The sequence below is a fragment of the Qipengyuania sp. 902 genome (assembly GCF_051195295.1).
Taxonomy (GTDB): Bacteria; Pseudomonadota; Alphaproteobacteria; order Sphingomonadales; family Sphingomonadaceae; genus Qipengyuania.
This window is the reverse complement of sequence record NZ_JBNJLJ010000003.1, coordinates 442777-466619: the sequence shown is the minus strand read 5'-3', so window position 1 is coordinate 466619 and position 23843 is coordinate 442777. Positions and strand designations below refer to the sequence as shown.

Genomic DNA, 23843 nt, shown 5'->3' with positions numbered 1-23843 from the left:
GCGCGCCTAGAAGTCCGCTGACACGGAAGCCTTGAACGTGCGCGGCCGCCCCTGCAGCAATGCGGCCGAGAAAGCGTCGAAACTGCTGGCCCAATACCGCTCTTTGGCGACATTATCGACCGACAGTCGCAGCGTGATCGGCGCTTCGCCGGCCACGAACACGTAGCGCGCACCGAGATCGAAGCGTGTCCAGCTATCCAGCGTCAGTGTGTTCGCCGCATCCACCCACTGCTCGCCGGTATGCACGGCACGTCCTGTCAATGTGAGGCCGGGCGCAAAGCCGACATCCCATTCGACATCGGCGTTGGCCGTGAAGTCCGGTACACCCGGGACCTCATTGCCGCCGATCAGTTCGGCATCGGTCAAGGCAGCGCCGCCGATCAACCGTAAGCCGGGTGCGATTGCGCCATTGACGGTTAGTTCCACCCCCCGATGGCGTTGATCGCCGAGATAGCCGAAGCTGCCATCGTCCAGCACGCCTTCGCCCGGGCGCTCGATCCGGTAGGCTCCGAGGCCGACGAACAATCCGCCCAGCGCCAGCTTGCCGCCGACTTCATATTGCACCGACTTGCGCGGGGCGAGGACTTCGCCGGGGTTGGTCACCAGACCGGGGTCGATCGGGGCCACGGCTCCTTGCTGCAGGGCTTCGATCCGGTTGGCATAGAGCGACAGGCCGGACACCGGCTTGACGACGAGGCCGGCCACCGGAGTAACCGCACTCTCGTCGTAGGTCGCGCCCGGGGTTCCGTCGTAATTGATATTCTCCTGCCGGATATCCTGCAGGCGTAGGCCGCCGGTCAGCAGGATGCGATCTCCCCACAGGCCGATAGTGTCCGAGGCGAAGGCGCTGGCCAGCCGTGCTTTGGTGATCGGTTGCGGATCGTCGAGATCGCCGCCGATGAAGCCACCGGGCGGCAGTGCGACCTGCGGCGTGTCGTAGAGATTTGTGGCGTATCCCGATCCGAAATCGAAGGCCGTGCGGAAGACCTGCCAGCTGACGTTGCCGCCGAAATTGATCTCCTGCGTAACGCGTTCGCCAAGGCGCACGCGCAGGCCGGCTTCGATAGCTTCGTTATTGCTTGTCGCAGGTACGAACAGTGACCCGCCGTTCGCGGCTCCGGTGTTGGCGTCGACCAGCGTCAGGCTGGCATACTGTCCTGCTTCCGTCCCGTCCCGAGCACCGCCGCGAGCGTAAAGGGTTGCGTTGTCGGCGACATCGTATTCGAGGCCGAAGGTGCCGAACACATCGGAGAGATCGCTGTAGGCGAAATCCTGCGCGTAATTGGCGTCGGCGTCTGGGACGACCGGCACGGTGGAGGTCGCGATCGTTACCTTCGGCCGCAGGTTGTCGACACGGATTTCCTGATACGCCAGATCGATGGCGGCGCGTAGCGGTCCGTTATCGTAATCGAGCGCGCCGCCGATTACGGCCGTGCGGCGATATTCCTCGTCGATAGACGTTTCGCCATCGCGATATGCGCCGTTGATCCGTAGCCCCCACTCGCCTCCGCTACCGAACCGGCGCGAGACGTCGATCGCGCCGCCGAAGCGGGCGCTTTGTTCGGCGGATACCGTAACCCGATTGAGATCGGACGCTCCGGCGCGCTTGAGCAGCAGGTTCACGCTCCCACCGAGACCAGAGCCGCCCGGTGCGGCGCCATTGAGAAAGGCACTTGCTCCGTTAAGCACCTGGACACTGCCGTAAAGCTCCGGCGCCACCAGCTGGCGGGGCGCGATGCCATACAATCCGTTCACACCCACATCGTCGCTGAACAGGGTGAAGCCGCGGATGACGAACTGCTCGGACGCGTTGCCGAAGCCGTAGGTCGTCCGGATCGTCGGATCGTTTTCCAATACATCGCCCAGGGTCTGCGGCTGCTGGTTGAGGATCAGACTCTCGTCATAGGACCTAATGGTAAAAGGCAGATCCTCTGCATTCTTGTTGCCCAGCACGCCCGCGCTTCCCGCATTGACCACCTGCGTCGCATTCTCGCGCTGCGCGGTGACGATAATTACGTCGTCCGACGTATCCTGAGCCTGCGCCGTTGCAGCGATCGAAGCGCCGAGGGCGAGGATTGAAACGCGAAGCATTGAATTCATGATGTCTTTCTTTCCAAACGGGAATTGCTCACACGAGCATTGCGATGTGCGCTCGATCGGCGAAGCGCGAAGGCGGCGTGGATCGGGAGCAGGGAAATTATCAGCAGCAGCCAGCTAACCAGGTCGCGCCAGCCATCCCCCGTCAGGCCCAGGATCAGACCTGCCACGGTGGCGACTGCCAGCGCCGAGGGGATGGCGAAGGTCTGAAGAAGCGTGTTGCGCGGTTTGTGTTTCATGCGGCACTTCCCAAAGTCCCGCCGCTCTGGATCTCCGCGATCCGCCGTTCGAGCCTGCCGGACCTGCGGCGAAGCAACAGCAAAATGCCCGTCCACAGCACCCAGATCGTGATGAGCGTCATGACGGCCCAGATAATCTTCAGCGGCAGACCGCCATAGTCGCCGAAATGCAGCGGCTTCGACATCATCAGCGCCTGGTTGATCGCGGGCATGGTCCGGGCATCGGTCAACTGGCTGGAGCGCGCATCTACCAGCGCGGGGGTCAGCAGGTTCTGTGTGACCGGTCGATCGCCCTGGAAAAAGATCGCGTAATGATGGCCGGACGACCAGTCGCCGCCGGGAAAGCCGATGAACTGCGGGCTCCGACCGGGCAGGGCTTCCTGAGCGGCAGCCATCGCGGCATCCAGCGACCCGTATTCGTCGGGTGAAAGAGGCTGCTGCGCACCGTAGGCTGCGGTCATCGCAGCCACTTCGCTTTCGCGCCAACTGTCGGTCAGCGGATCGGCAAAGGCGTTGATCGCACCGGTCGCACCTACGACGATCATCCATGCGAACGCCACGACACCCAGTAGATTGTGCTCATCGAGCCGGCGGGTCCGGGGCTTGCGATCGGTCCGTACGGTGCCGAAGGGTAAACGGCGCATGAAGGGGGCATACAAAACGATGCCGGAAACCAGCGCGACCAGAAACAGGATACCGCAGACACCGAGCGCCCACATGCCGGGCAAGCCCAAGAACATATCGGTATGCAGCGTCAGCAGGAAATCCATAAGCTGATTGACGGGGGCCGGACCCAGCGACTCCCCGGTCGCACGGTCGAGGAACAGCAGCGTCATCTGCGATCCGTCCGCATCGGGCGAGGGGCCGGTCGTCACGGTCAGGAGGGAATCGTCCTGACTGAAGGCCATGAACAGAGGGACTTCACCAGGCCGCTGCTCGAGCGCCGTTTCGAGCATGGCATCTAGCGGAAGCCCGCCTTCGGCAGAGGGGGTCTCGGCGAGCGCGGAGCCCGCCTCGTCGGCCATCGCGGCATCGATCTCGTCGTGGAAAATAAGGGGCAGGCCGGTGACGCAAAGCATCAGCAGAAAAGCCATGGGAATAAGGCTGCTCCACTTGTGCACCAGGTACCAGAACTTGATCGTCTCGCGACTCATTACGGTGCGGCTACCGAGCGGTTCGAACTGCGTCAATGAGAATAATTCTCAATAGCAGTTTAAGTTGAAGTCAGGCCTGGTGGCGAGTGGCCCCGCGATCGTCGCCCGTTTCACTTGGCTAATCGAAAGCCACATCCTATCTGCGCATTCGCCAGGGGGCCGGGCAGCCGCTCCTTCGACAGGCTCAGGATGAGCGGGTTGTTGGAGAGGAAAGTCCGGACTCCACGAAACAAGGGTGGCGGGTAACGCCCGCCCGGCGCAAGTCGAGGGAAAGTGCCACAGAGAGCATACCGCCGATGGCTCCTTCGGGAGATCAGGCAAGGGTGAAAGGGTGCGGTAAGAGCGCACCGGGGCTTCGGCAACGCGGTCCGCATGGCAAACCCCACCCGGAGCAAGGCCGAATAGGGGCGGCGCGCTCTCGCAAGAGGGCAGGTGCGTTTCGCATCGACCGCCCGGGTTGGCTGCTTGAGTCATGGAGCGATCCATGGCCTAGACGAATGGCTGCCGCCGCAGATACGGTCCGCTCGTCGGATACCGTCTGTGGAGACAGAACCCGGCTTACAGGCCCCCTGGCATTTCACCCTCTACCCTCGCGGAACGGCGCGCCGACCGGCGGGTTGAGGCGGCATGATGCAGCACAGCACCAAACATCGCAGCCTCGCCCAACGGCTCGCGCTCGTCCTTGCCGTGGTGATCCAGGTCGGGTCGACCTTCCTCCCGCAGCTCGGCTTCGGCGAACCCATCGGCGAGCAGTCGGACAGCGTCCGCACCTTGGTGACACCGATCGGCTGGGCGTTCGGCATCTGGGGGCCGCTGTTCCTGCTCTCGACCGGCTTCGTGCTCTGGCAACTGCTTCCGGCGCAGCGGGACAATGCGCTGATCGATCGCATCGCCTGGTTTGCGGTGGTCGCGCTGGCATCGCAAGGCGTATGGGCGCTCTACACGCAGTTTGCCGACCTCACCTGGATATCGGTAGTCATCATCGCGACCTCGCTGGTCAGCCTGCTCGCCATCCTGCGCATCCTCACACAACTCGACCGTCCGATGACAGGGTGGGAGCGGTTCCTGATCGGCGTCACCTTCAGCGCGCTTGCGGCGTGGCTGACCGCCGCGACCATCGTGAACATCACCGCCGCGCTGCGCTTCCACGGTGTCGGGGCGGGGGATACCTACCCGCTGCTCGCCGCCGCCGTCGTCGCAGTCGGCGGCGTCGTGGCCGCTCTGGCCGTGCTGCGCAGCGCGGGCAACCCGTGGTACGCGCTCGTCTTCCTCTGGGCGCTATGGGGCATCTACAACCGCGGCGGGCAGGAAAGCGGCGCGGTCGCGGTCGCCTGCGGCGTGTCTGCACTCCTCGTGATCCTCGATGCAATTGCCGGACTGCGCCATCCGGCAAACAGGAAGCGGTGGCTTGGCTGACCTTCGCGCTGGACAATTGCCGCCGAAACGCGAAAACGGCGCGCAACGACAGTCTTGAAGAGGGTCAATCCATGAAACGTTTCGCGCTTTACGCGGCCAGCGCCGCCATCGCCTTCACCTCCACCACGGCGCAGGCCGACGAAGGCATGTGGACCTTCGACGGTTTCCCAACCGAACGAATGGAAGAAACCTATGGTTGGGCACCGGACCAGGCGTGGCTCGACCGCGTGCAGGCCGCCGCCGTGCGCCTGACCGGCGGGTGCTCGGCGAGCTTCGTGTCGGCGTCTGGCCTGATCCTCACCAACCACCACTGCATTGCCAGCTGCCTGTTCGACAATTCGTCCGACGCGATGGACTATCTCGACGCCGGCTTCGTCGCGCAGAAGCGTGAAGAGGAGCTCAAGTGTCCCGGCCAGCAGGCCGAGGTCGTGACCTCCATCACCGATGTGACCGAAGAGGTGAAGGGCTCCTTCGCAGGCCTCGAGGGTGAAGCCCTCACCAAGGCACGTGACGCCAAGATTGCGGAACTCGAGTCGGCCGGATGCCCGGACACCGAAACGACCCGCTGCCAGGTGGTGACGCTGTTCGGCGGCGGGCAGTACAAGCTCTATACCTACCGCAAGTACTCCGACATCCGGCTTGCCTGGGCTCCCGAAGACCGTGCCTCGACCTTCGGCGGCGATCCCGACAACTTCAACTTCCCGCGCTATTCGCTCGATGCGAGCTTCCTGCGCGCCTACGAGAACGGCCAGCCGGTCGCCACGCCGCAGCATCTCCAATGGAACCCGCGCGCGCCGGAAGAGGGCGAGGTCACCTTCGTGGTCGGCAATCCCGGTTCGACCAGCCGCCTCTACACGCAGAGCCAGCTCGCCTTCGAGCGCGAGGTGCGCCTGCCGGTGACCCTAACCACCTTGTCCGAACTTCGCGGCCGCCTGATCACCGCGATGGATGAAAGCCCGGAGAAGGAGCGGCAGGGACTCGACACGCTCAACGGCGTCGAAAACGGCCTCAAGGTCTACATCGGCCGTACCAAGGCGCTGAACGATCCGAACTTCACTGCGCAGCTGGCCGAAGCCGAGGCCGACCTACGCCAGCGCAGCGCCGGCAATGCCGAGATCGGCGATCCGTGGACCGCGGTTGACGAGGCGACCGAAGCCTATCGCGCGCTTTATCTGCCGTCGCGTTTCATCAGTCCGTCGGGCGACCTGTTCGGCTATGCCTCGACGCTGGTTTTCGCGGCGCAAGAGCGCGCAAAGCCCAATGGCGAGCGCCTGCCCGGCTACACCGACAGCGCCCTGCCGCTCACCGAGAAGCGCCTGCTCGACGAACGCCCGGTCTATCCCTGGCTCGATGAGCTGATGATGGGCTGGAGCCTGTCGAAGGCGCGAGAGTATCTAGGCGTCGATGATCCGGACAGCCGCCTGCTGCTTGGGCAGGAAAGCCCCGAGGCGCTGGCCGAGCGGCTGGTCGAAGGCACGCAGCTGGCCGATCCGGCCGTGCGCAAGGCACTGTGGAACGGCGGGCTGGCCGCGATCGAGGCATCGGACGATCCTATGATCCGGTATGCCCTGCGCCTCGCCGATCGCCAGCGGGCGCTACGCGATGCGGTGAACGAGAGCTATTCGGGCCCGCTTGCCATCGCCGATGGCAAGCTCGCCGACGCGCGCTTCGCGGCCTATGGCGACAGCCTCTATCCCGACGCCACCTTCACGTTGCGGATCAGCTATGGCCAGGTGAAGGGTTGGGAGGAGCGCGGCCAGCAGGTGCCGATCCTCACCACCATGGGCGGGACTTTCGAGCGCGCGACCGGCGCACCGCCGTTCGACGTGGCCGAAGCCTTCGCCGCGAACCAGGCCGATATCGATCCCGATACCGCCTTCGACTTCGTGACCACCAACGACATCATCGGCGGCAATTCCGGCTCGCCGGTGATCGACCGCGCGGGTACGGTGATCGGCGCGGCTTTCGACGGCAATATCCACTCGCTGGGCGGCAATTACGGCTATGACGGCACGCTCAACCGGACCGTGGCCGTTTCTACTGATGCGGTGCAGGAAGCGCTGGAGACGATCTACCCCGCGCCGGCGCTGGTCCGGGAACTGGCCGGCGAATAACGCAAGGGCTGGCAGGCTTCCGGAACAGCCGGGAGCCTGCCACGCTTCAGTCGAGCGTGCCTGCCTGAATCGCGATCGAACCGTCGGTCTCGGCTGCCTGGATTGTACGACGGGTATCGCCTTCGAGGACGAGCGCGGTCAGGCGGCCGGTACGAAATGCTCCCGTATCGATGCCGATGCGATGGTCGGTCCGCTCGATATCCTCGAAGATCGTGTGGCCGTGCACGACGACATGGCTGAATGGCTCGGGATGCTTGAGAAAGCGCTCGCGGATCCAGCGCAAGTCGCTTTGCTTTTGCTCTTCGACCGGGCGCTTCGGATTGAGCCCGGCATGGACGAAAACATAGTCGCCGGCGATAATCAGGTCCTCGAAAGACGCAAGAAACTTGCGATGGTCCTGCGGGATCAGGCCGGCCATTTCGGTCTGCAGATCCTTCATCGTAAGTTCGTTGTAGCGCTTGCGCTTGATGCCGTAGCTCAGGATCGTCTCGCGCCCACCATGCTTGACGAAGTGGCGCAGCATCTCCTTGTCGTCGAAGCTCTCGAGGAACATTTCCTCGTGATTGCCGGCGATGTAGCGCACCTTGCGCGTCTTGCCCCAGTCGCGCGCACGTTCGATGACGCCGCAACTGTCGGGGCCGCGGTCGATCAAATCACCGAGCAGGATGACCGTCGTGCCTGCCGCTTCGTTGGCTGCATCGTCGGCTTCGATCGCTTCGATCAGTTCCTCGAACAGGTCCAGGCGACCGTGGATATCGCCGATCACGTAGTAGCGTTCGCCATCCGGAACCCGCGCCACGCGCCGCGCGGTGGGACGTTCCTTGAATAATTGGCGAAGGGATCGAAGCATTTGGGTTGAGTTCTCGGTAGAGGGATGCGGGCCAACCCGCCGGGCGACCAGATAGGGCCTAGTCCGCCGCGGGACAACCTTCGCTGAATGGCACGTTGTGCAGTTGCGAAAACATCACAGGTTTTGCTGCATGTGCAAAAAGTTTTCGGGCCATATCTTGCGTAGAGAAGACGCGACGTGCACAAAAGTTGCCCTATCCGGACAAGGAGCCACCTAAACGGCCCCGACGGATTCGCAGGTGGGACGAAGCGACACTCGTGTAGGAGTTTGTAATGCTGACGTCCTTTCGCGGCCTGATGGCCGTTTCGCTCGCATCCGTGAGCCTCATTTCCGCCGCGCCGGTGATGGCGCAGGTTTCAAACCCGGCTGAAGAGGTCGAAGACGGCGTCGATGCCGGTCCGGTAACCGTCTCCGCCAACGTGGCGCTGACCACGGACTATCGTTTCCGCGGCGTTTCGCTGTCGGGCGGCGATCCCGCCATTCAGGGTGGCATCGACATCGCGCACGACAGCGGTTTCTACGTCGGCACCTGGGCATCATCCATCGACGGAGGCCCCGCCTATGGCGAGCTCGAAGTCGACATCTATGCCGGGTACAGCGGCCAGATTAGCGACGCCGTCAGCTTCGATGTCGGCGTGCTGTACTATCTGTACCCGACCGAAGACCTCGGACTCGATACCGATTATTGGGAGCCCTACGCCTCGCTCGGCTTCAACCTTGGCCCGGCGGAAGCCACGGTCGGTGTCGCCTGGGCGCCGAGCCAGGATTCGCTGGGCAATGACGACAATCTCTATGTCTATACCGACCTCGGTGTAGGCGTTCCCAACACGCCGATTACCCTGACCGGCCACCTCGGCTACACAGACGGGCCGCTGGCCCCGCCGCTGCTGGCCGGTACCGCAGACGATACCGGGCTGGACTGGGCCATCGGCGCGACCGCATCGGCCGGTATATTCGAAGTCGGCGTTTCCTACGTCGGTGTCGAAGGTCCGTCGATCGACGGCTTCACCGACGACGCGATCGTGGGCACGATTTCAGCCAGTTTCTGAGTGACCAGCCGGGCAGGGGGCGGGCTAGCGCTCGTCCCCTCTCCCGCCAGAGTATTCGAATGCGCCGCAGCCGCTGCGGCGCATTTTCGTTTGTATCCTGGAAGATTCGCGCCATCTGCGCGGTATGACCAAATTCCTCCACACCATGATCCGCGTCACCAATATCGATGCGACCGTCGCCTTCTTCGATCTTATCGGGTTGAAGGAAGTGCGCCGCTTCGACAATGAGAAGGGACGCTTCACGCTGGTGTTCCTCGCCGCGCCGGGTCAGGAAGGCACGGCGGAGGTTGAGCTTACCTATAACTGGCCGCCCGAGGATGGCAGCGCGCCGGAGAGCTACGATGGCGGACGCAATTTCGGCCACCTCGCCTATCGCGTCGACGATATCTACGCGACCTGCCAGCGGTTGATGGATGCGGGCCACACGATCAATCGCCCACCCCGCGACGGGCATATGGCTTTCGTGCGGACACCCGATGGTATTTCGATCGAGCTACTGCAAGAGGGCTATCTCGACCCGCAGGAACCGTGGGCGAGCATGCCCAATACCGGCAGCTGGTAGTCAGCCCTTCTTCTCGATGTAAGGCGAACTCGCATCGTCCGGGTGCGCGGCCGAGAGGCGGATGACCGTGTAGCCCACGATTGCCGATAGCAACGACCCCAGCAGGATGCCGATCTTGGCCTCGTTGATCAGCAACTCCTGCCCCGCAAAGGCCAGCCCGCTGATAAACAGCGACATGGTAAAGCCGATCCCGCACAACAGGGTGATGCCCCAGATCTCCTGCCAGCTCGCCTGGTCGGGACGGGGGGCGATGCCCAGCCGGTCCGCCAGCCAGATGGCCGAGAAGATGCCGATCTGCTTGCCGAGGAAGAGGCCTGCAATGATCGCCACCGGCAACGGGGCCAGCAATTGCTCCATGCCGAGACCGGCCAGCGGCACGCCGGCGTTGGCGAAGCCGAAGACAGGTACGACCAAATAGGCGCTCCACGGGGCCAGCGCGTGCTCCATGGTTTCGACCATGGTCTCGTCGTCCTTGCCGCGCATTGGGATGCACAGCGCGCCCACGACGCCCGCGATCGTCGCGTGGATGCCGGAGTTGAGCACGAAGAACCACAGCACCAGCGCCAACAGGATGAATGGCCAATAAGCGGACACGCGCGCCTTGTTCATCGCCAGCATGGCACCCACGATGACTGCGGAGGCGGCCAGCCATTCCAGCTTAATGTTCTCGGTATAGAAGGCTGCGATCACGAGCACCGCACCGATGTCGTCCACGATGGCGACGGTTAGCAGGAACAGGCGGAGCGATGCCGGGCACCGATTGCCGAGCAGGCCCAGCACACCCATCGCGAAGGCGATGTCGGTCGCGGCCGGGATCGCCCAGCCGCGCAGCAAGGTGCTGTCACCGCCGACGACACCGACATAGAACAGGGCCGGGACGATCATGCCGGCAGCCGCCGCCATGATCGGCAGGCGTCGCTGCTGCGCGGTGGACAATTGCCCCTCGATCCACTCGCGCTTCACCTCCAGCCCGACGACGAAGAAGAAGATCGCCATCAAGCCATCATTGATCCATAGATGGAGGTCGTACAGCTTGGGGATCGGGGTCCACGCCAGCTTGCCGTAGAACAGCTGCTGGTACTCCGCGGCAAATGGCGAATTCGCGGCCAGCATCGCTGCAACAGCCACGAAAATGAGCAGGATACCGGCCGAGGCATCGCTGACGAACAGCGCTCGCACGGGGGCAAAAACGAGGCGGAAGGCTGAAGGGCGTTCGGTCATGTCGGGGTGGTCCTTTGAACAAACCGCACCGCGTTGCAAGGGGGTGATCGTTTCGCTAGATGCCTCGGCGGGGGGGGAACGGGTCGTGTTCATCGGCGAATTCACTGTCGCGCAATGGTTTTTGCTCGTCCATCGCGAACTGCTGCTGTTTTGCGCGGCCTTCTTCGCGATCGGCGTGATCGACGAATTCTCAGTCGACCTGTCCTATATCTGGATGCGGCTGCGCGGCCGGATCGCAGTCCCGAAAATCGACGAATCGCAGCTGACCGAACGGCCGTTAACAGGCCGCGCAGCAGTACTCGTCCCTGCATGGCAGGAAGCCGCGGTGATTGGCCCGACAATCTACCACATGCTCGAAGTCTGGCCCTATCGCGATCTGCGGATTTACGTCGGTTGTTACCACAATGATCCGCCAACGATGGCTTCGGCCATGGCGGCTGCGCGGGGCGATCCGAGAGTGCGGATCGTGGTGCATGGCGAAGACGGCCCGACGAGCAAGGCCGACTGCCTCAACCGTCTCTACGCTGCCTTGCGCGAAGACGAAGTGCGTAGCGGGACGGCGACCCGCATGATCGTGCTGCATGATGCGGAGGACATGGTCGATCCCGCAGCTCTCGCTCTGCTGGACAACGCGATGGACGCGGCGGATTTCGCCCAACTCCCCGTTATGGCGCTCCCGCAGCGCGGGTCCGCCCTGATTGGCAGTCACTACGCAGACGAGTTCGCAGAATCGCACGCAAAGGCGCTTCTGGTGCGCGACGCCTTGGGGGCGGCGATTCCGGGCGCAGGCGTCGGTCTCGCGATTTCACGCGACATGCTTGGTCGCTTCGGCGACGAGCCGTTCGCGCGGCAATCGCTGACCGAGGATTACGAGCTCGGCCTGCGCATCGCCGAGGCAGGCGGCAGGGGTCGCTTTCTGCGCTGCCGCACTGCCGACGGACGTCTGATCGCAACGCGGGCCTTCTTTCCCTCACGCCTCGATCACGCTGTCCGTCAGAAGACGCGTTGGATGCATGGTATCGCGCTGCAGGGCTGGGACCGGCTCGGCTGGCAGGGCTCGGCTGCGGACATCTGGATGCAGCTGCGCGATCGGCGCGGGCCGCTTGCTGCCATTCTGCTTTCACTTGCTTACCTGCTTATCGGGCTGAGTGGATTACTCTACCTGTTGGTGAGCAGCGGCGCGGTTGCGGCACCGGAATATTCCGGACTGCTGGGCTGGCTGTTGCTGCTCAATCTTATTGGGCTTGGCTGGCGCTTTGCAATGCGGGCGCTGTTCACCGCGCGCGAATACGGATGGCGACAGGGCTTGCTGTCCGTACCGCGGCTGATCGTGTCGAACATCATCGCTATCATGGCCGCGCGCCGCGCCCTGTCTGCCTATGTAGGAACGCTGCGCGGTGCTACTGTCATTTGGGACAAGACGGAGCACCAGGACCATCCGGCCTTGGCCGCAAGAGCCGAGGCGCACGCATGAGCGATGGCGCAGTGGAGGCGCGTCGAGGGCAGCCTCTTCTATTCCTTGGCTTGCTGCTAATCGGCTGGCTGCTGATCCGTGCGATTTCGTGGCAGAGTCCCTGGCAGGCGATCAATCAGCCGATAAAATCCAAGACGCTTGCATTCTCGTACGAAGGTGAAGACACCGTCGCGGTAGGACCCCAAGCGAGGCCGGTGCCCAAATACGATCAAACGGTTCCATCATATGCCGAACCGGATCCAAACCCTGCGCCCTCCAGCAAACAAATGCCGATTTTCCCAATCGTCAAGCTGACGAGCCGTGATCAGCGCGAGCATTTCGGAACTGGTGAGCGGGTGCTGGAAGAAAGCTTATCGCGGCAGACCGACGTGGCACAGTCGCACGTGCCGGGCGGCGCCGGGGAATCGATCGACCGCACGCTGGAAGCCGCACCTCAATATGATGCCGATTGGCTGAAAGCATGGCGGATCGATGCTTGGTTGTTGCTGCGCGATGGAGGAACGTCCGCGCTCACCGGTGGAGGGCGGCCGGCAAGCTACGGAGCCAGTCAGGCAGGCGCGGTGATTGGGTATCGCCTTGCGCCGTCCAGCAGGCACGATCCCGCGATCTATGCGCGAGCCAGCAAGGCGCTGGTGACAGCAGGGGAAACCGAGGCGGCGCTCGGTATGCGCGCAAGGCCGGTTGGCGGCTTGCCGTTAGTGCTGCACGCGGAATTGCGCGCAACAGAATCCGCCGATCAGGTGAGGTTGCGACCTGCCGCCTTCGTTTCGGCAGGTATTGAAAACTCGCAAATGCCGTTGGGCCTCGAAGCCTCCGGCTATGCTCAGGCAGGTTACGTCGCCGGTGATTTCGCAACGGGGTTTGTCGATGGCAGTATCGACCTCACCCGCGACTTCGAGGACAACGATCCATTATTGGTGCGCGCCGGTGCCGGGGCTTGGGCCGGCGCGCAGCGCGGCGCGTCACGGGTGGACATCGGCCCGATGCTCAAGCTGGATTTCGGTCTCGGCAATGGACAGGCGCGTATCGCGGCCGACTACCGCTTCCGCGTGGCCGGCAATGCCGAGCCCTCTTCCGGAGCAGCGATCGCCCTTGCGGCGGGCTTCTGACACGGTTCAGCTTTTATCCGGGCGGGGGCTGCGATAGGGCGCTTTCATGGATGTATACCTGCCCATTGCGAACCTGTCCGTAAACGGGCTGTGGATCGTCGCGCTGGGCGGGCTGACGGGCGTGCTTTCGGGTCTGTTCGGAGTAGGCGGAGGCTTCCTGACGACGCCGCTGCTGATCTTCTACGGAGTGCCACCCACAGTGGCCGCCGCTTCGGCTTCGACACAGGTGACCGGGGCCAGCGTGACAGGCGTGATCGCGCACAGCGGGCGCAAGGGTGTCGACTACCGCATGGGTGCGGTGATGGTCGCAGGCGGGGTGGTCGGATCGGGCTTCGGCGCGCTGCTGTTCCGTTTCTTCCGCTCGATCGGCCAGATCGATGTCGTCATCAACGCGCTTTACGTTATCCTGCTGGGCTCGATCGGGCTGCTGATGGCGAAGGAATCGGTCGAACTGTTGCGCGGTGCCAAATCCGGCAGCAAGCAGGCTCCCAAGCGCCGTCACCATCCGCTGGTCGCCAGCCTGCCGATGAAATGGCGTTTCTATCGGTCCGGGCTCTACATTTCTCCGCTCGCCCCGCTGCTGGTCGGTGTCGTCGTAGGCATCCTGACCATGCTGATGGGGGTGGGCGGCGGTTTCATCCTCGTGCCCGCCATGCTCTACATTCTGGGCATGAGCGCGAATGTCGTCGTCGGCACCAGCCTGTTCAACATCCTTTTCGTGACCATGGCGACCACCATGATGCACTCGCTGACGACCAAGGCGGTGGACATCGTGCTCGTCTTCTTGCTGCTGATCGGCTCGGTCACCGGTGCGCAAGTCGGGTCGCAGATCGCGGTGAAAGCCAAGCCCGAGTTGCTACGGCTGATCCTGGCCGCAATCGTTCTCGTGATCGCCTTCCGCATGTTTCTCGGCCTGTTCTATCAGCCGGACGAGATTTACACGGTGTATCCGTTGTGAGGATACTGCTGATCCTCCTTTGCGCCTTCGCGCTGATGGGCCAGCGCGACCCGATCCTCGTGCCCGAGGTCAGCCAGCACGAGGTGGAGGTCAGGCAAGGATTCACCGGCACGGAGCTGTTGTTGTTCGGTGCCGTCCTCGATCCGGGCGGGCGCGCGGTGGGCAATCAATACGACATCGTGGTGGTGCTCAAAGGTCCGGCCGAACCTGCCCGCCTGCGCGAGAAGGGGCGCTTCCTCGGCGTGTGGGTCAATGCGGAAAGCACCGATTTTCGCTCGGTCCCCTCGTTCTTCGCGGTCGCCTCCTCCCGTCCCATTGATGAGATCGTGGACGAGAAAACGGCCGCGATTTACGAGTTCGGCACCGACTATATCCAGCTCAGCCCGAGCGGCGTGATCGATTTGGACGAACAGGCGCGCTTTTCCGCCGGGCTCGTCGATCTGAAAACGCGCCAGCAGCTCTACAAGCAGGATTTCGAGGGCGTGCAGATCAGCGAACAGGTGTTGTATCAGGCACGGATTACCTTGCCGTCCAACGTGACCACCGGGACCTACACTGCCGAGACTTTCGCGGTGAGTCGCGGGCGGGTAATCGCCTCGGCGCAGACCGAAGTGGAAGTCCAGAAAGTCGGCTTCGAACGGCAGGTCGAGGAGTATTCGCAGGACTTGTCGTTGCTCTACGGTCTCCTCGCCGTCATGCTGTCCGTCGGGATGGGGTGGCTGGCCGGTCGTCTCTTTGCGATGATCTAGCGTCCTGATGCCAGGCCCTATCGACCCAATAGCGTTGACCCGATTTTAACCGTCCCCCGCCATAGGCTGTGGCCCTGCGCGATGGGCGCGAAACTTGGGGCCGAACCGACCGATGACCGACATGGGCAATCCGAACCACCGCACTTTCGATCCTGCCAAGGAAGAAGGAGCCCAGCCGCCGCAGCCGCGTGGTTCCTCCCTGCGCGACCGGATACGTCGAAGCGAGCAGGACAGCGGCGCAGCCTCTTCGCTCTCGCGCTCGGGCTATGTCCATAATCCGCAGCCAGTCGAGCAACAGCCGGTCGCCGACGAGCGGCCCTTGATGGTAGCACAGGAAGTGCAACAGCCGGTGCCCGTCGAGGCGCCGATCGTGGACAAGCAGACCGTAGCACCGCCACCCATTCCCCGTCCCCCGTCGCAGCTTCGCGCCGAGGCGGAAGCTCGCAAGGCGCCGGAACCCGAAGCGGAGGGCGAGCAAGCGCCCGATCCGGACGTGCAGAGCGCCAACAACACGATGGACCCCATCGGTGTTGTCCTCGAAATCGCCGGTTCCGGCTCAATGATCGCCGTCGACCTTCAGCGCCTGTCCGAATGCGCGGATGATGCCGATCCCGCGATCGCCATGGCCGGACAGGTCGGCAGCCAGATCAAGATCCGCGTCGGCAGCAGCTGGCTGCTCGCCAGCGTCCGCAACCAGCGGCAGGATCGCAAGGCCGGCAGCATCCTCGCGAATATCGATTTCCTTGGGGAAGGCATCGAAGAAAAGCTCACCGGTCGCCTGCACGGCTTCCGCCGCGGTGTCACCCGTTACCCGGTGCCCGGCGCACTGGTCTATCCCGCCAGTACAGCCGACTTGAAGCAGGTCTACGCCAGCGACGGTCGTACCGCGGTTACCATCGGTAAGGTTTATCCGACCAAGGATATTCGCGCCGGCATTTACATCGATGCCATGCTCGGCAAGCACTTCGCCCTGCTCGGCTCCACCGGTACGGGTAAATCGACCAGCGCTGCACTAATCCTGCACCGCATCTGCGAAGCGGCGCCCGAGGGCCATATCGTGATGGTCGACCCGCATGGCGAATACTCGGCCGCGTTCCGCAACACCGGCGTGATCCTCGATGTCTCAAACCTCCAGATGCCCTACTGGATCATGAACTTCGAGGAGCATTGCGAGGTGCTGCTCACCTCGCAGGGCAACGACCGGCAGGTGGACGAGGACATTCTCGCCAAATGCCTGCTCAAGGCGCGCAGCAAGAGCCGCCTCGCCGAAAGCATGGGCAAGATCACCGTCGATTCGCCCATTCCCTACCTCTTGTCCGACCTTTCGAACGCCATCCAAGACGCAATGGGCAAGCTCGACAAGGCTACGACGTCAGCGCCCTACATGCGGATCAAGAACAAGCTGGAAGAGCTGAAGAGCGACCCGCGCTACCAGTTCATGTTCTCCGGCATGCTGGTCGGCGACACGATGTCGGAGTTCATTTGCAAGATCTTCCGCATGCCCTCCAACGGCAAGCCGATCTCGATCATCGACGTGTCGGGCGTGCCGTCGGACATCACCTCGACCGTGGTCGCAGTGCTGAGTCGGCTGGTGTTCGACTTCGCCATCTGGGGCCGCGAGGAGCGCACCTCGCCGATCCTGCTGGTCTGCGAAGAAGCCCACCGCTACGTCCCGAGCGAGAAGAACTCCGACGGCAATTCGGTCGGCACTATCCTCAGCCGGATCGCCAAAGAGGGCCGCAAATACGGCATCTCGCTGGGCCTCATCACGCAGCGACCGTCCGACCTTGCCGAAGGCGTGCTGTCGCAGTGCGGGACGATCATCTCGATGCGCCTCAACAACGATCGCGACCAGGATTTCGTCCGTGCCGCAATGCCCGAAGGCGCGCGCGGCTTCCTCGATGCAATCCCCGCGCTCCGCAATCGCGAATGCATCATCTGCGGCGAAGGCGTGGCTATCCCGATCCGCGTCAGCTTCGACAATCTCGAGGAATCGAAACGCCCGGCGTCCGAAGACCCGAGCTTCGTCGAACTGTGGAACCAGACCGGCGGCGAGGAAGAGATCGTCGAACGCACGGTCCAGCGCTGGCGCTCGCAGGGTTAGAAAAAACCGAGCCGAAGGCGAGGCAAGGGCGACCGCCCGCCCGCAGCGGGTGCAGCGTGCTGCACGTCTAGCGAGGATGCAGCCACGGATGTGGCTGCGAAACGCAGTTAGGTCCCCCTGGTATCGCCGAACAGGTGGATGTGGAGCCGGTCGCTCATCCGGAAACCGTGCTCGACGCATAGCGGAGCGAGCCACTTTTCGCGGGTCCGCAGTGTTTCGCTGTCGGTACCCTCGGGCATCAGGAAGACGTGATCCGGCTTGAACCTGTATCGGTCCCGCAAGGCCAGCACCTCGTCGATGTCCGAGGGCTGGGCGATCACGAATTTGAACCACGCGCGCGGGTCGGTGGCATAGGCGTCCAGCCGTTCGGGGACCAACGCCAGCTCTGACGGATTGCCGCTATGGGCCAGCTTGGGGCTGACGTTGAATTGGTCGATCCGGATGTCGAGTGGGGGCGGGGCCTTCGTGGTGCCGTTGGTTTCGATCTCGACCGAAACGTCCGGCAGCAGTTGAAGCAGCTTAGCCAGCGCCGGGGCCTGCAACAGCGGCTCGCCGCCGGTGATGACGAGGCGTTTCTGGCCTAGCTCGGTGATGCGCGCGGCGACCTCCTCCTCGTCCAGCCTGACCTGATTGGCCTTGCGGTCGAACTCGATCCCGTCGCGGTGCGGGCGCTCATCACCGGTAAAATGCCAAGTGTAGGCTGTATCGCACCACACGCAGGCGAGGTTGCAGCGCGACAGGCGCATGAAGGCGACCGGCATTCCCGCGCTCGGCCCTTCGCCCTGAACGGAGGCGAAAATCTCGGGTCCGCCAGTGTCGTCGGTGGCAAGAACTAAAGGCAAAGCGAATTGTCTCGGTTACCGATGGTCATGGCGCGCGGTCCTATGGCACGAAATGCAACCTAGGGAAATCGGCGAGCCGGACGCTGCGAGCCGGTCAATGCCACTGCGCCGGGTCGATCGCCAGCAGCTGCGTCAGCTGGGCATAGAGCGCAGGTTCTTCGCTGCGCAGCGCCTTCGGCTTCTCGAAGAACGTCACGATCGCTTCGGCGAAAAACTCCTGGTGGTTCGTCGCGCCATAGGGGTCGATCAATGTCCGCTCGCCGTTCTCGAGCCTTTCGACGTGATCGTCATAGGCCTCCAGCATCGCCTGCTCCCACTTGGCGTAGCGCTGCCCCTTGCGCAGGATGGGGATGCCGTTGACGTGCCCGCTCAGCCCGTCGAGCTGGTGTGCGAATTCGTGGATCACGACATTGTGGCCATCGCTCGCATCGAGCCCGCCATATAATGCATCGTCCCACGACAGGACCACCGGCCCATGTGCCCAGCTCTCCCCGAGCGTTGCGTGGTGGGTTTCGTGCACGACTGCGTCATCGGGCGTGCCGCGCCCGGTAAGGAATGCGGCAGGATAGACGAGTATGTTCCTCAAAGTATCGTACCAGACGGGGCTGTTGACGATCAGGAGGCAGGCCTGGGCAGCGATGGACAGCCGCATTTCCTCGGTCACCTCGACGCCATTGATTCCCCTGAAAGTCACCTGGTCCAGCAGCAGGTTCATCTTGCCTTCCAGCGATGCCCGCAAAGGCTCGGGCAACCGCTTGACCAGCGGCACGAGCCGCTCGACGATTTCCCGCTGCTCGGCACCAAGCGGTGTCGCCAAAAGTGCCTTACGCCTCTGACGCCGCCAAACCCAGCGAAACGCTGCCAAGCCTGCGATCAGGAGGAGTGCCCCTGGTACGATCCATGACGTCATGCGTCACAGGTAAGATGCATCCGGAGGCTTGGTAAGACTGTCCCTATCCCAGCCGTGCGAGAGCGGCGCGCAGGCGGTCGATTTCGGCGGCATGGAAGGCAGCGTCGGCGCGGGCCTTTTCGACCGCTTCGGGCTTGGCGCGCTCGACGAAATTGGGATTGGACAGCCGCCCGTTGAGGCTGCCGAGTTCCTTCTGGCTGGCCTCCATCGCCTTGGTGAGGCGGGCCTTTTCCGCCTCGATGTCGATCACACCTTCGAGCGGGATTACGAAGGCATCGTCGCCAGCCGCGATCTGCATCGCCGCACCGCTGGGTGCCTCGGCGAACTGCACGGGGGTGAGGCGCGCGAGCCGTTCGATCGCGGCTGCATTGGCGTCCACGACCGAGCGGGCGAGGGCACTGGGCGCAGCACAGTATGCTTCGAGCTTCGCGCCCGGTGCGATGCCGAGTTCGTTTTTCGCCGTGCGGGTTGCGGAGGTGAGAGCGATCAGCCAGTCGATCTCGGCCTTCGCCTGTGGATCGACCGCCGCCTTCGGATCGGGCCATTTCGCGGTGATGAGCGGATAGTCGGGCCGGTCGCCCTGCTTGGACCATAGCTCTTCGGTGATGAAGGGCATGAAGGGATGGAGCATGACGAGGATCTGGTCGAGCGCCCAGCCGGCGACGGCCTTGGTCTCCTCGTCGAAATTGCCTTTGATCAGCTCGATATACCAGTCGCAGAACCGATCCCACACGAAGTGGTAGATCGTGTTCGCCGCCGCATCGAAGCGCAGGTCAGCCAATGCGGCATCGAGCGCCTGCTTCGTCTCCACCACTTCGCCGATGATCCAGCGGTTGACTGCGTGGCTGGCCGCGGGAGCCTCGATCGACGCGCTCGCGCCGATGCCGTTCGACTGGCAGAAGCGGGTCGCGTTCCAGAGCTTGGTCGCGAAGTTGCGATAGCCCTCGACCCGCTTCTCATCCATCTTGATGTCGCGGCCCTGGCTTTCCATCGCCGCCATGAAGAAGCGCAGCGCGTCGGCCCCGTATTGGTCGATCAGGCCGAGCGGATCGACGACATTACCCTTGGACTTGGACATCTTCTGCCCGTCCGCCGCGCGCACGAGGCCGTGGAGATAGAGCTTGGGCCACGGAGCCTGCCCGGTGTTGAAGTACCCCGCCATCATCATGCGGGCATCCCAAAAGAACAGGATGTCGAAGCCGGAGATGAGCAGGTCGTTGGGGTAGTGCTTGTCGACAAGGTCGGTGTTTTCGGGCCAGCCGAGCGTGGCGAAAGGCCATAGGGCGGAGGAGAACCACGTGTCGAGCACGTCCTCGTCGCGGGTCAGCGTGACGCCGTCGCCTGCTTGCGCCTGCGCTTCGGCCTCGGTCATGGAGACATAGGCCCTGCCGTCCGCATCGTACCACGCCGGGATCCGGTGTCCCCACCACAGCTGGCGCGATACACACCACGGCTGGATGTTCTCCATCCAGTTGAAGAAGGTCTTTTCCCAGCTCTTCGGGACGATCTCGATCTCGCCGCTTTTAACCGCTTCGATCGGCTTCTTCGCGAGCGCTTCGGCATCGACATACCACTGGTCGGTCAGCCAGGGCTCGATGACCACGCCGCCGCGGTCGCCGAAGGGAGTTGCGATGGTGCGCGGTTCGGCGTCGAGCTCGACTTCCTCGCCATCCTTGGTTTTGGCGATATGCGGGATCAGGTGGCCGCTTTCCTTCAGGCGCTTGACTACCAACTCGCGCGCGCCATCGCCTTCGCCGACGATCTTCTCGCGGCGGAAGCGGTGCAGGCCGAGGAATTCGTCCGGCACCAGTCCGTCGGCGGTCTGGCAGACGTTGGCCTCCGCATCGAGCATGTTGAGCATCTCGGCGGGCTGGAACCCGGCGCGCTTGCCGACATCGAAATCGTTAAAGTCGTGACCCGGCGTGATCTTTACCGCGCCGCTGCCGAGCGCGGGATCGGCATGCTCGTCCGCCACGATCGGCACGCGGCGACCGGTGATCGGTAGCACGACTTGCTTGCCGACGACGCTCCGGTACCGCTCATCATCGGGATGCACTGCCACGGCCATGTCGGCGAGCATGGTCTCGGGGCGCGTGGTCGCGACCTCGATGTAGTCCCGCCCGTCGTCGAGCGTCACACCGTCCTCGAGCGGATATTTGAAGTGCCAGAAATGGCCTTTCACATCGGTCGTCTCGACCTCGAGATCCGAGATCGCGGTCTTGAGCTTGGGGTCCCAGTTGACTAGCCGCTTGTCGCGGTAGATCAGGTCCTTGTTGTAGAGATCGACGAACACCTTGAGCACGGCATTTGAGAAATGCTCGTCCATGGTGAATTGCTCTCTGGACCAGTCCATCGAGCAGCCGAGGCGACGGAGCTGGCGCGTGATCGTGCCGCCGCTCTCTTCCTTCCATTCCCACACCTTCGCGACGAAATCTTCCCGCGAGTAATTCGTGCGCTTGTCCTGTTGCGCCTCCAGCTGGCGTTCCACCACCATCTGCGTCGCGATACCCGCATGGTCGGTGCCGACCACCCACAGCGCATCCTTGCCGCGCAGCCGTTCGTAGCGGATCATCACGTCCTGTAGCGTATTATCGAGCGCGTGGCCGATGTGCAGGCTGCCCGTGACGTTCGGCGGCGGGTTGACGATCGTATAGGGTTCGGAGTCGGGCCGCTCGGGCCGGAACAGGCCATTTTCCTCCCAATGCGCGTACCAGCGCGTCTCGATATCGGCCGGGTCGAAAGTCTTGGGTAGCTCGGTGGTCATTGTCTTTGTTCGCTCGCGCTTACTGGCGGCACCGGCCCGCTCCCCCTCCCGGCCACCCACGGCATGATCCTTTTGGGTGGCCGGGAGGGGGAGCGGGCCGGTGCCGATAAATCAGATAGGATTCCATGCCAGCGCCCATGCTGCGATGCAACGCCGCAGGTGATGCGTCGGCATAGCCGCTTGTTTCGCACGGCAATTCCCCGCATAGGGCGCAGCAATGGGTGGTTTCGCCGAATACGAGCTGGTCGAGGGGGACGACGGGGGGCAGGTGCTCGCCCTGTCCGGCCCCTATCTGGTATCGACCATCGGCTCGGTCGACGAGGAACTGCGCCATCTGGACGGTCCGATTGCGAGGGTCGATCTCTCCGACATAAGTGAAATCGATACGGTTGGCGCCTGGGTTGCAAGCACTATTGCGAGCGACCACGAGGCGGAAGTCACCGGGGCGAGCAATCGCGCCACTCGGCTCATCGAAGCGCTCAAGGGCTCGCGCGGTGAGGAAGAGGTAGCCGCGCCGCGGCTGCCGGTCTGGGAGCGTGTTCCGGATGCTCTCGGCAACAAGGTGTTTGCTGCGCGCGACGGCGTGTTTGGAGTGCTCGGGTTCCTCGGCGCACTCATCGCGGCTTTCGGCAATCTCATCCGCCATCCGCGCCGCTTCCGCTGGCTTGCACTGGTCCGCCAACTGGAACTGGTGGGCGTCAGCGCGCTGCCGATTGTGGGGCTGATGAGCTTCCTCATCGGCATCGTCATCGCTCAGCAGGGTGCCGTGCAGCTAGCGCAGTTCGGTGCCGAAACGCTGACCATCAACCTCGTCGGGCGCATCACCCTGCGCGAACTGGGCGTGTTAATGACCGCGATCATGGTTGCCGGTCGCTCCGGTTCGGCCTTCGCCGCGCAGCTCGGCACGATGAAGCTGACCGAGGAGATCGACGCGATGCGCACCATCGGTATCTCCCCGATGGAGGCGCTGGTCATTCCCCGCATCCTGGCGGCTATCCTGATGATGCCGCTGCTCGGCTTCTACGCCGCGCTGGTCGCCATCGTCGGCGGCGCGGTGATCGGCGACGTCATGCTGGGCATCCCCTTCTACACCTTCCTTGCGCGCATTCAGGACGTGGTACCGATCTACGATTTGTGGGTCGGGCTGGTGAAGGCGCCGGTCTTCGGCCTGATCGTGGCGCTCGCAGGCTGCTATCACGGCATGCAGGTCAAGGGTAATTCCGAAGAGGTCGGACGGCGCACCACGATGGCCGTCGTCTCCGCGATATTCGCCGTCATCGTCATCGACGCCTTCTTCGCGGTGTTCTTCACCGAGATCGGGTGGGGCTGATGGTGCAGGACGACGACAGGACCCTCGGGCGGCACGAACGTTATCGCGGCGAGCACCCAATCGTAGTGGAGGGGCTGGTCAATCGCTTCGGCTCACAGACCGTGCACGATGGTCTCGACCTCAAGGTGCGGCGGGGCGAAATCCTCGGCGTGGTCGGCGGTTCGGGCACCGGCAAGAGCGTGCTGATGCGCTCCATCATCGGGCTGCAGCCCCCGACCGAAGGCGAGGTGAAGGTTTTCGGCAAATCGATGACCGAAGGCGATCCCGATGCAGAGATCGGCGTGCGCAACCGCTGGGGCGTGCTGTTCCAAGGCGGGGCGCTGTTTTCGACGCTGACCGTTGGCGAGAACGTGCAGGTGCCGCTGAAGCAGTTCTTCCCGGACATCTCATCCGAGCTGCTCGACGAGATCGCGCGCTTCAAGACCGTGCTTTCCGGCCTGCCCGAAGAGGCCGCAGGCAAGTTCCCCAGCGAGCTGTCGGGCGGGATGAAGAAACGTGCCGGCCTCGCTCGTGCCCTCGCGCTCGACCCCGAGCTCCTGTTCCTCGACGAACCGACTGCGGGCCTCGACCCCATCGGCGCGGCGGCGTTCGACCGCCTGACGCGCGAGCTGAAGGAAACGCTCGGCCTCACTGTCTTCCTGATCACCCATGACCTCGATACGTTGCACGAAATCTGCGACCGCGTGGCGGTGCTGGCCGACAAGAAGGTGATCGCCGTCGATACGGTGCCGAACCTGATGCAGCTCGATCACCCGTGGATTCAGGAATATTTCAACGGCCCGCGCGGACGGGCGGCGCTCACCGCGCAGGCGCTCGACGAATTGCGGCAGCACATGGACAATCCCATCGCTGCGCACGCGGTCAAAGCGTTGGACAATAAGCATGATGACAAGGCATAGAG

19 protein-coding genes and 1 other RNA gene are annotated in these 23843 nt (G+C 63.5%); 12 read left to right on the top strand and 8 right to left on the bottom strand.

Going from position 1 to position 23843, the window contains the following annotated elements:
• Positions 1–6: 6 nt before the first annotated feature.
• Genes ACSH0F_RS11905 through ACSH0F_RS11895 form a run of 3 tightly spaced genes read right to left on the bottom strand, consistent with a single transcriptional unit; the run spans position 7 to position 3526 of the window.
• Positions 7–2100: a TonB-dependent receptor gene (locus ACSH0F_RS11905; protein ID WP_435203038.1), complete on the bottom strand. Its 2094-nt coding sequence runs from the start codon at positions 2098–2100 to the stop codon at positions 7–9.
• Positions 2097–2336, bottom strand: coding sequence for a hypothetical protein (locus tag ACSH0F_RS11900; RefSeq protein WP_435203036.1), 240 nt, complete (start codon positions 2334–2336; stop codon positions 2097–2099). Before ACSH0F_RS11900 ends, ACSH0F_RS11905 begins: the two co-directional genes overlap by 4 nt.
• Positions 2333–3526, bottom strand: coding sequence for a PepSY-associated TM helix domain-containing protein (locus ACSH0F_RS11895; RefSeq protein WP_435203034.1), 1194 nt, complete (start codon positions 3524–3526; stop codon positions 2333–2335). Before ACSH0F_RS11895 ends, ACSH0F_RS11900 begins: the two co-directional genes overlap by 4 nt.
• 115 nt (positions 3527–3641) lie before the next feature.
• Between ACSH0F_RS11895 and rnpB the strand changes: the two genes are divergently transcribed.
• From rnpB to ACSH0F_RS11880, 3 genes are all read left to right on the top strand, one after another.
• Positions 3642–4067, top strand: an RNA gene (gene rnpB, locus ACSH0F_RS11890) — RNase P RNA component class A.
• 50 nt (positions 4068–4117) lie between these two features.
• Positions 4118–4906, top strand: a complete 789-nt coding sequence (locus ACSH0F_RS11885) for a hypothetical protein (protein WP_435203032.1) — start codon at positions 4118–4120, stop codon at positions 4904–4906.
• A gap of 71 nt (positions 4907–4977) precedes the next feature.
• Complete coding sequence (locus ACSH0F_RS11880; protein WP_435203030.1) at positions 4978–7020, top strand: S46 family peptidase; 2043 nt, start codon at positions 4978–4980, stop codon at positions 7018–7020.
• 46 nt (positions 7021–7066) lie between these two features.
• On the opposite strand, the gene ACSH0F_RS11875 is transcribed toward ACSH0F_RS11880, so the two are convergent.
• Positions 7067–7870: a metallophosphoesterase family protein gene (locus tag ACSH0F_RS11875; RefSeq protein ID WP_435203028.1), complete on the bottom strand. Its 804-nt coding sequence runs from the start codon at positions 7868–7870 to the stop codon at positions 7067–7069.
• 272 nt (positions 7871–8142) lie between these two features.
• On the opposite strand from ACSH0F_RS11875, the gene ACSH0F_RS11870 reads away from it, so the two are divergent.
• Both ACSH0F_RS11870 and ACSH0F_RS11865 read left to right on the top strand, forming a co-directional pair.
• Positions 8143–8919 carry a TorF family putative porin gene (locus tag ACSH0F_RS11870; protein WP_435203026.1) on the top strand — a complete coding sequence of 259 codons (777 nt, stop codon included), beginning with the start codon at positions 8143–8145 and terminating at the stop codon, positions 8917–8919.
• A gap of 124 nt (positions 8920–9043) precedes the next feature.
• Positions 9044–9481: a VOC family protein gene (locus ACSH0F_RS11865; protein WP_435203024.1), complete on the top strand. Its 438-nt coding sequence runs from the start codon at positions 9044–9046 to the stop codon at positions 9479–9481.
• On the opposite strand, the gene nhaA is transcribed toward ACSH0F_RS11865, so the two are convergent.
• Positions 9482–10702, bottom strand: a complete 1221-nt coding sequence (gene nhaA, locus ACSH0F_RS11860; protein WP_435203022.1) for a Na+/H+ antiporter NhaA — start codon at positions 10700–10702, stop codon at positions 9482–9484. It lies immediately after the preceding gene.
• 85 nt (positions 10703–10787) lie between these two features.
• On the opposite strand from nhaA, the gene ACSH0F_RS11855 reads away from it, so the two are divergent.
• The 5 genes from ACSH0F_RS11855 (at position 10788) to ACSH0F_RS11835 (ending at position 17096) form a co-directional block, all read left to right on the top strand.
• The gene (locus ACSH0F_RS11855) at positions 10788–12176 is read left to right on the top strand and encodes a glycosyl transferase family protein (RefSeq protein ID WP_435203020.1); all 1389 of its coding nucleotides are present in this window, start codon (positions 10788–10790) and stop codon (positions 12174–12176) included.
• Positions 12173–13285: a hypothetical protein gene (locus ACSH0F_RS11850; RefSeq protein ID WP_435203018.1), complete on the top strand. Its 1113-nt coding sequence runs from the start codon at positions 12173–12175 to the stop codon at positions 13283–13285. The genes ACSH0F_RS11855 and ACSH0F_RS11850 overlap by 4 nt, the downstream gene beginning before the upstream one ends.
• Positions 13286–13331: 46 nt before the next feature.
• A complete protein-coding gene (locus ACSH0F_RS11845) occupies positions 13332–14243 on the top strand; it encodes a sulfite exporter TauE/SafE family protein (RefSeq protein ID WP_435203016.1) in 912 nt (303 codons plus the stop codon).
• Positions 14244–14278: 35 nt separating this feature from the next.
• Complete coding sequence (locus tag ACSH0F_RS11840; protein ID WP_435203187.1) at positions 14279–14992, top strand: TIGR02186 family protein; 714 nt, start codon at positions 14279–14281, stop codon at positions 14990–14992.
• A 112-nt stretch (positions 14993–15104) separates the two neighbouring features.
• Positions 15105–17096: an ATP-binding protein gene (locus ACSH0F_RS11835; RefSeq protein ID WP_435203014.1), complete on the top strand. Its 1992-nt coding sequence runs from the start codon at positions 15105–15107 to the stop codon at positions 17094–17096.
• Between the two features lie 107 nt (positions 17097–17203).
• On the opposite strand, the gene ACSH0F_RS11830 is transcribed toward ACSH0F_RS11835, so the two are convergent.
• The 3 genes from ACSH0F_RS11830 to ACSH0F_RS11820 form a co-directional block, all read right to left on the bottom strand.
• Positions 17204–17938: a 7-carboxy-7-deazaguanine synthase QueE gene (locus ACSH0F_RS11830; RefSeq protein ID WP_435203012.1), complete on the bottom strand. Its 735-nt coding sequence runs from the start codon at positions 17936–17938 to the stop codon at positions 17204–17206.
• A gap of 94 nt (positions 17939–18032) precedes the next feature.
• A complete protein-coding gene (locus ACSH0F_RS11825) occupies positions 18033–18848 on the bottom strand; it encodes a zinc-dependent peptidase (RefSeq protein ID WP_435203010.1) in 816 nt (271 codons plus the stop codon).
• Between the two features lie 43 nt (positions 18849–18891).
• Positions 18892–21612, bottom strand: a complete 2721-nt coding sequence (locus ACSH0F_RS11820) for a valine--tRNA ligase (RefSeq protein ID WP_435203008.1) — start codon at positions 21610–21612, stop codon at positions 18892–18894.
• 217 nt (positions 21613–21829) lie between these two features.
• Here ACSH0F_RS11820 and ACSH0F_RS11815 point away from each other — a divergent pair, with 217 nt between their 5' ends.
• Positions 21830–22942 (top strand): MlaE family lipid ABC transporter permease subunit, encoded by a 1113-nt coding sequence (locus tag ACSH0F_RS11815; protein ID WP_435203006.1) that lies wholly within the window; start codon positions 21830–21832, stop codon positions 22940–22942.
• A complete protein-coding gene (locus ACSH0F_RS11810; protein ID WP_435203004.1) occupies positions 22942–23841 on the top strand; it encodes an ABC transporter ATP-binding protein in 900 nt (299 codons plus the stop codon). The genes ACSH0F_RS11815 and ACSH0F_RS11810 overlap by 1 nt, the downstream gene beginning before the upstream one ends.
• The last annotated feature ends 2 nt before the right edge of the window (positions 23842–23843 follow it).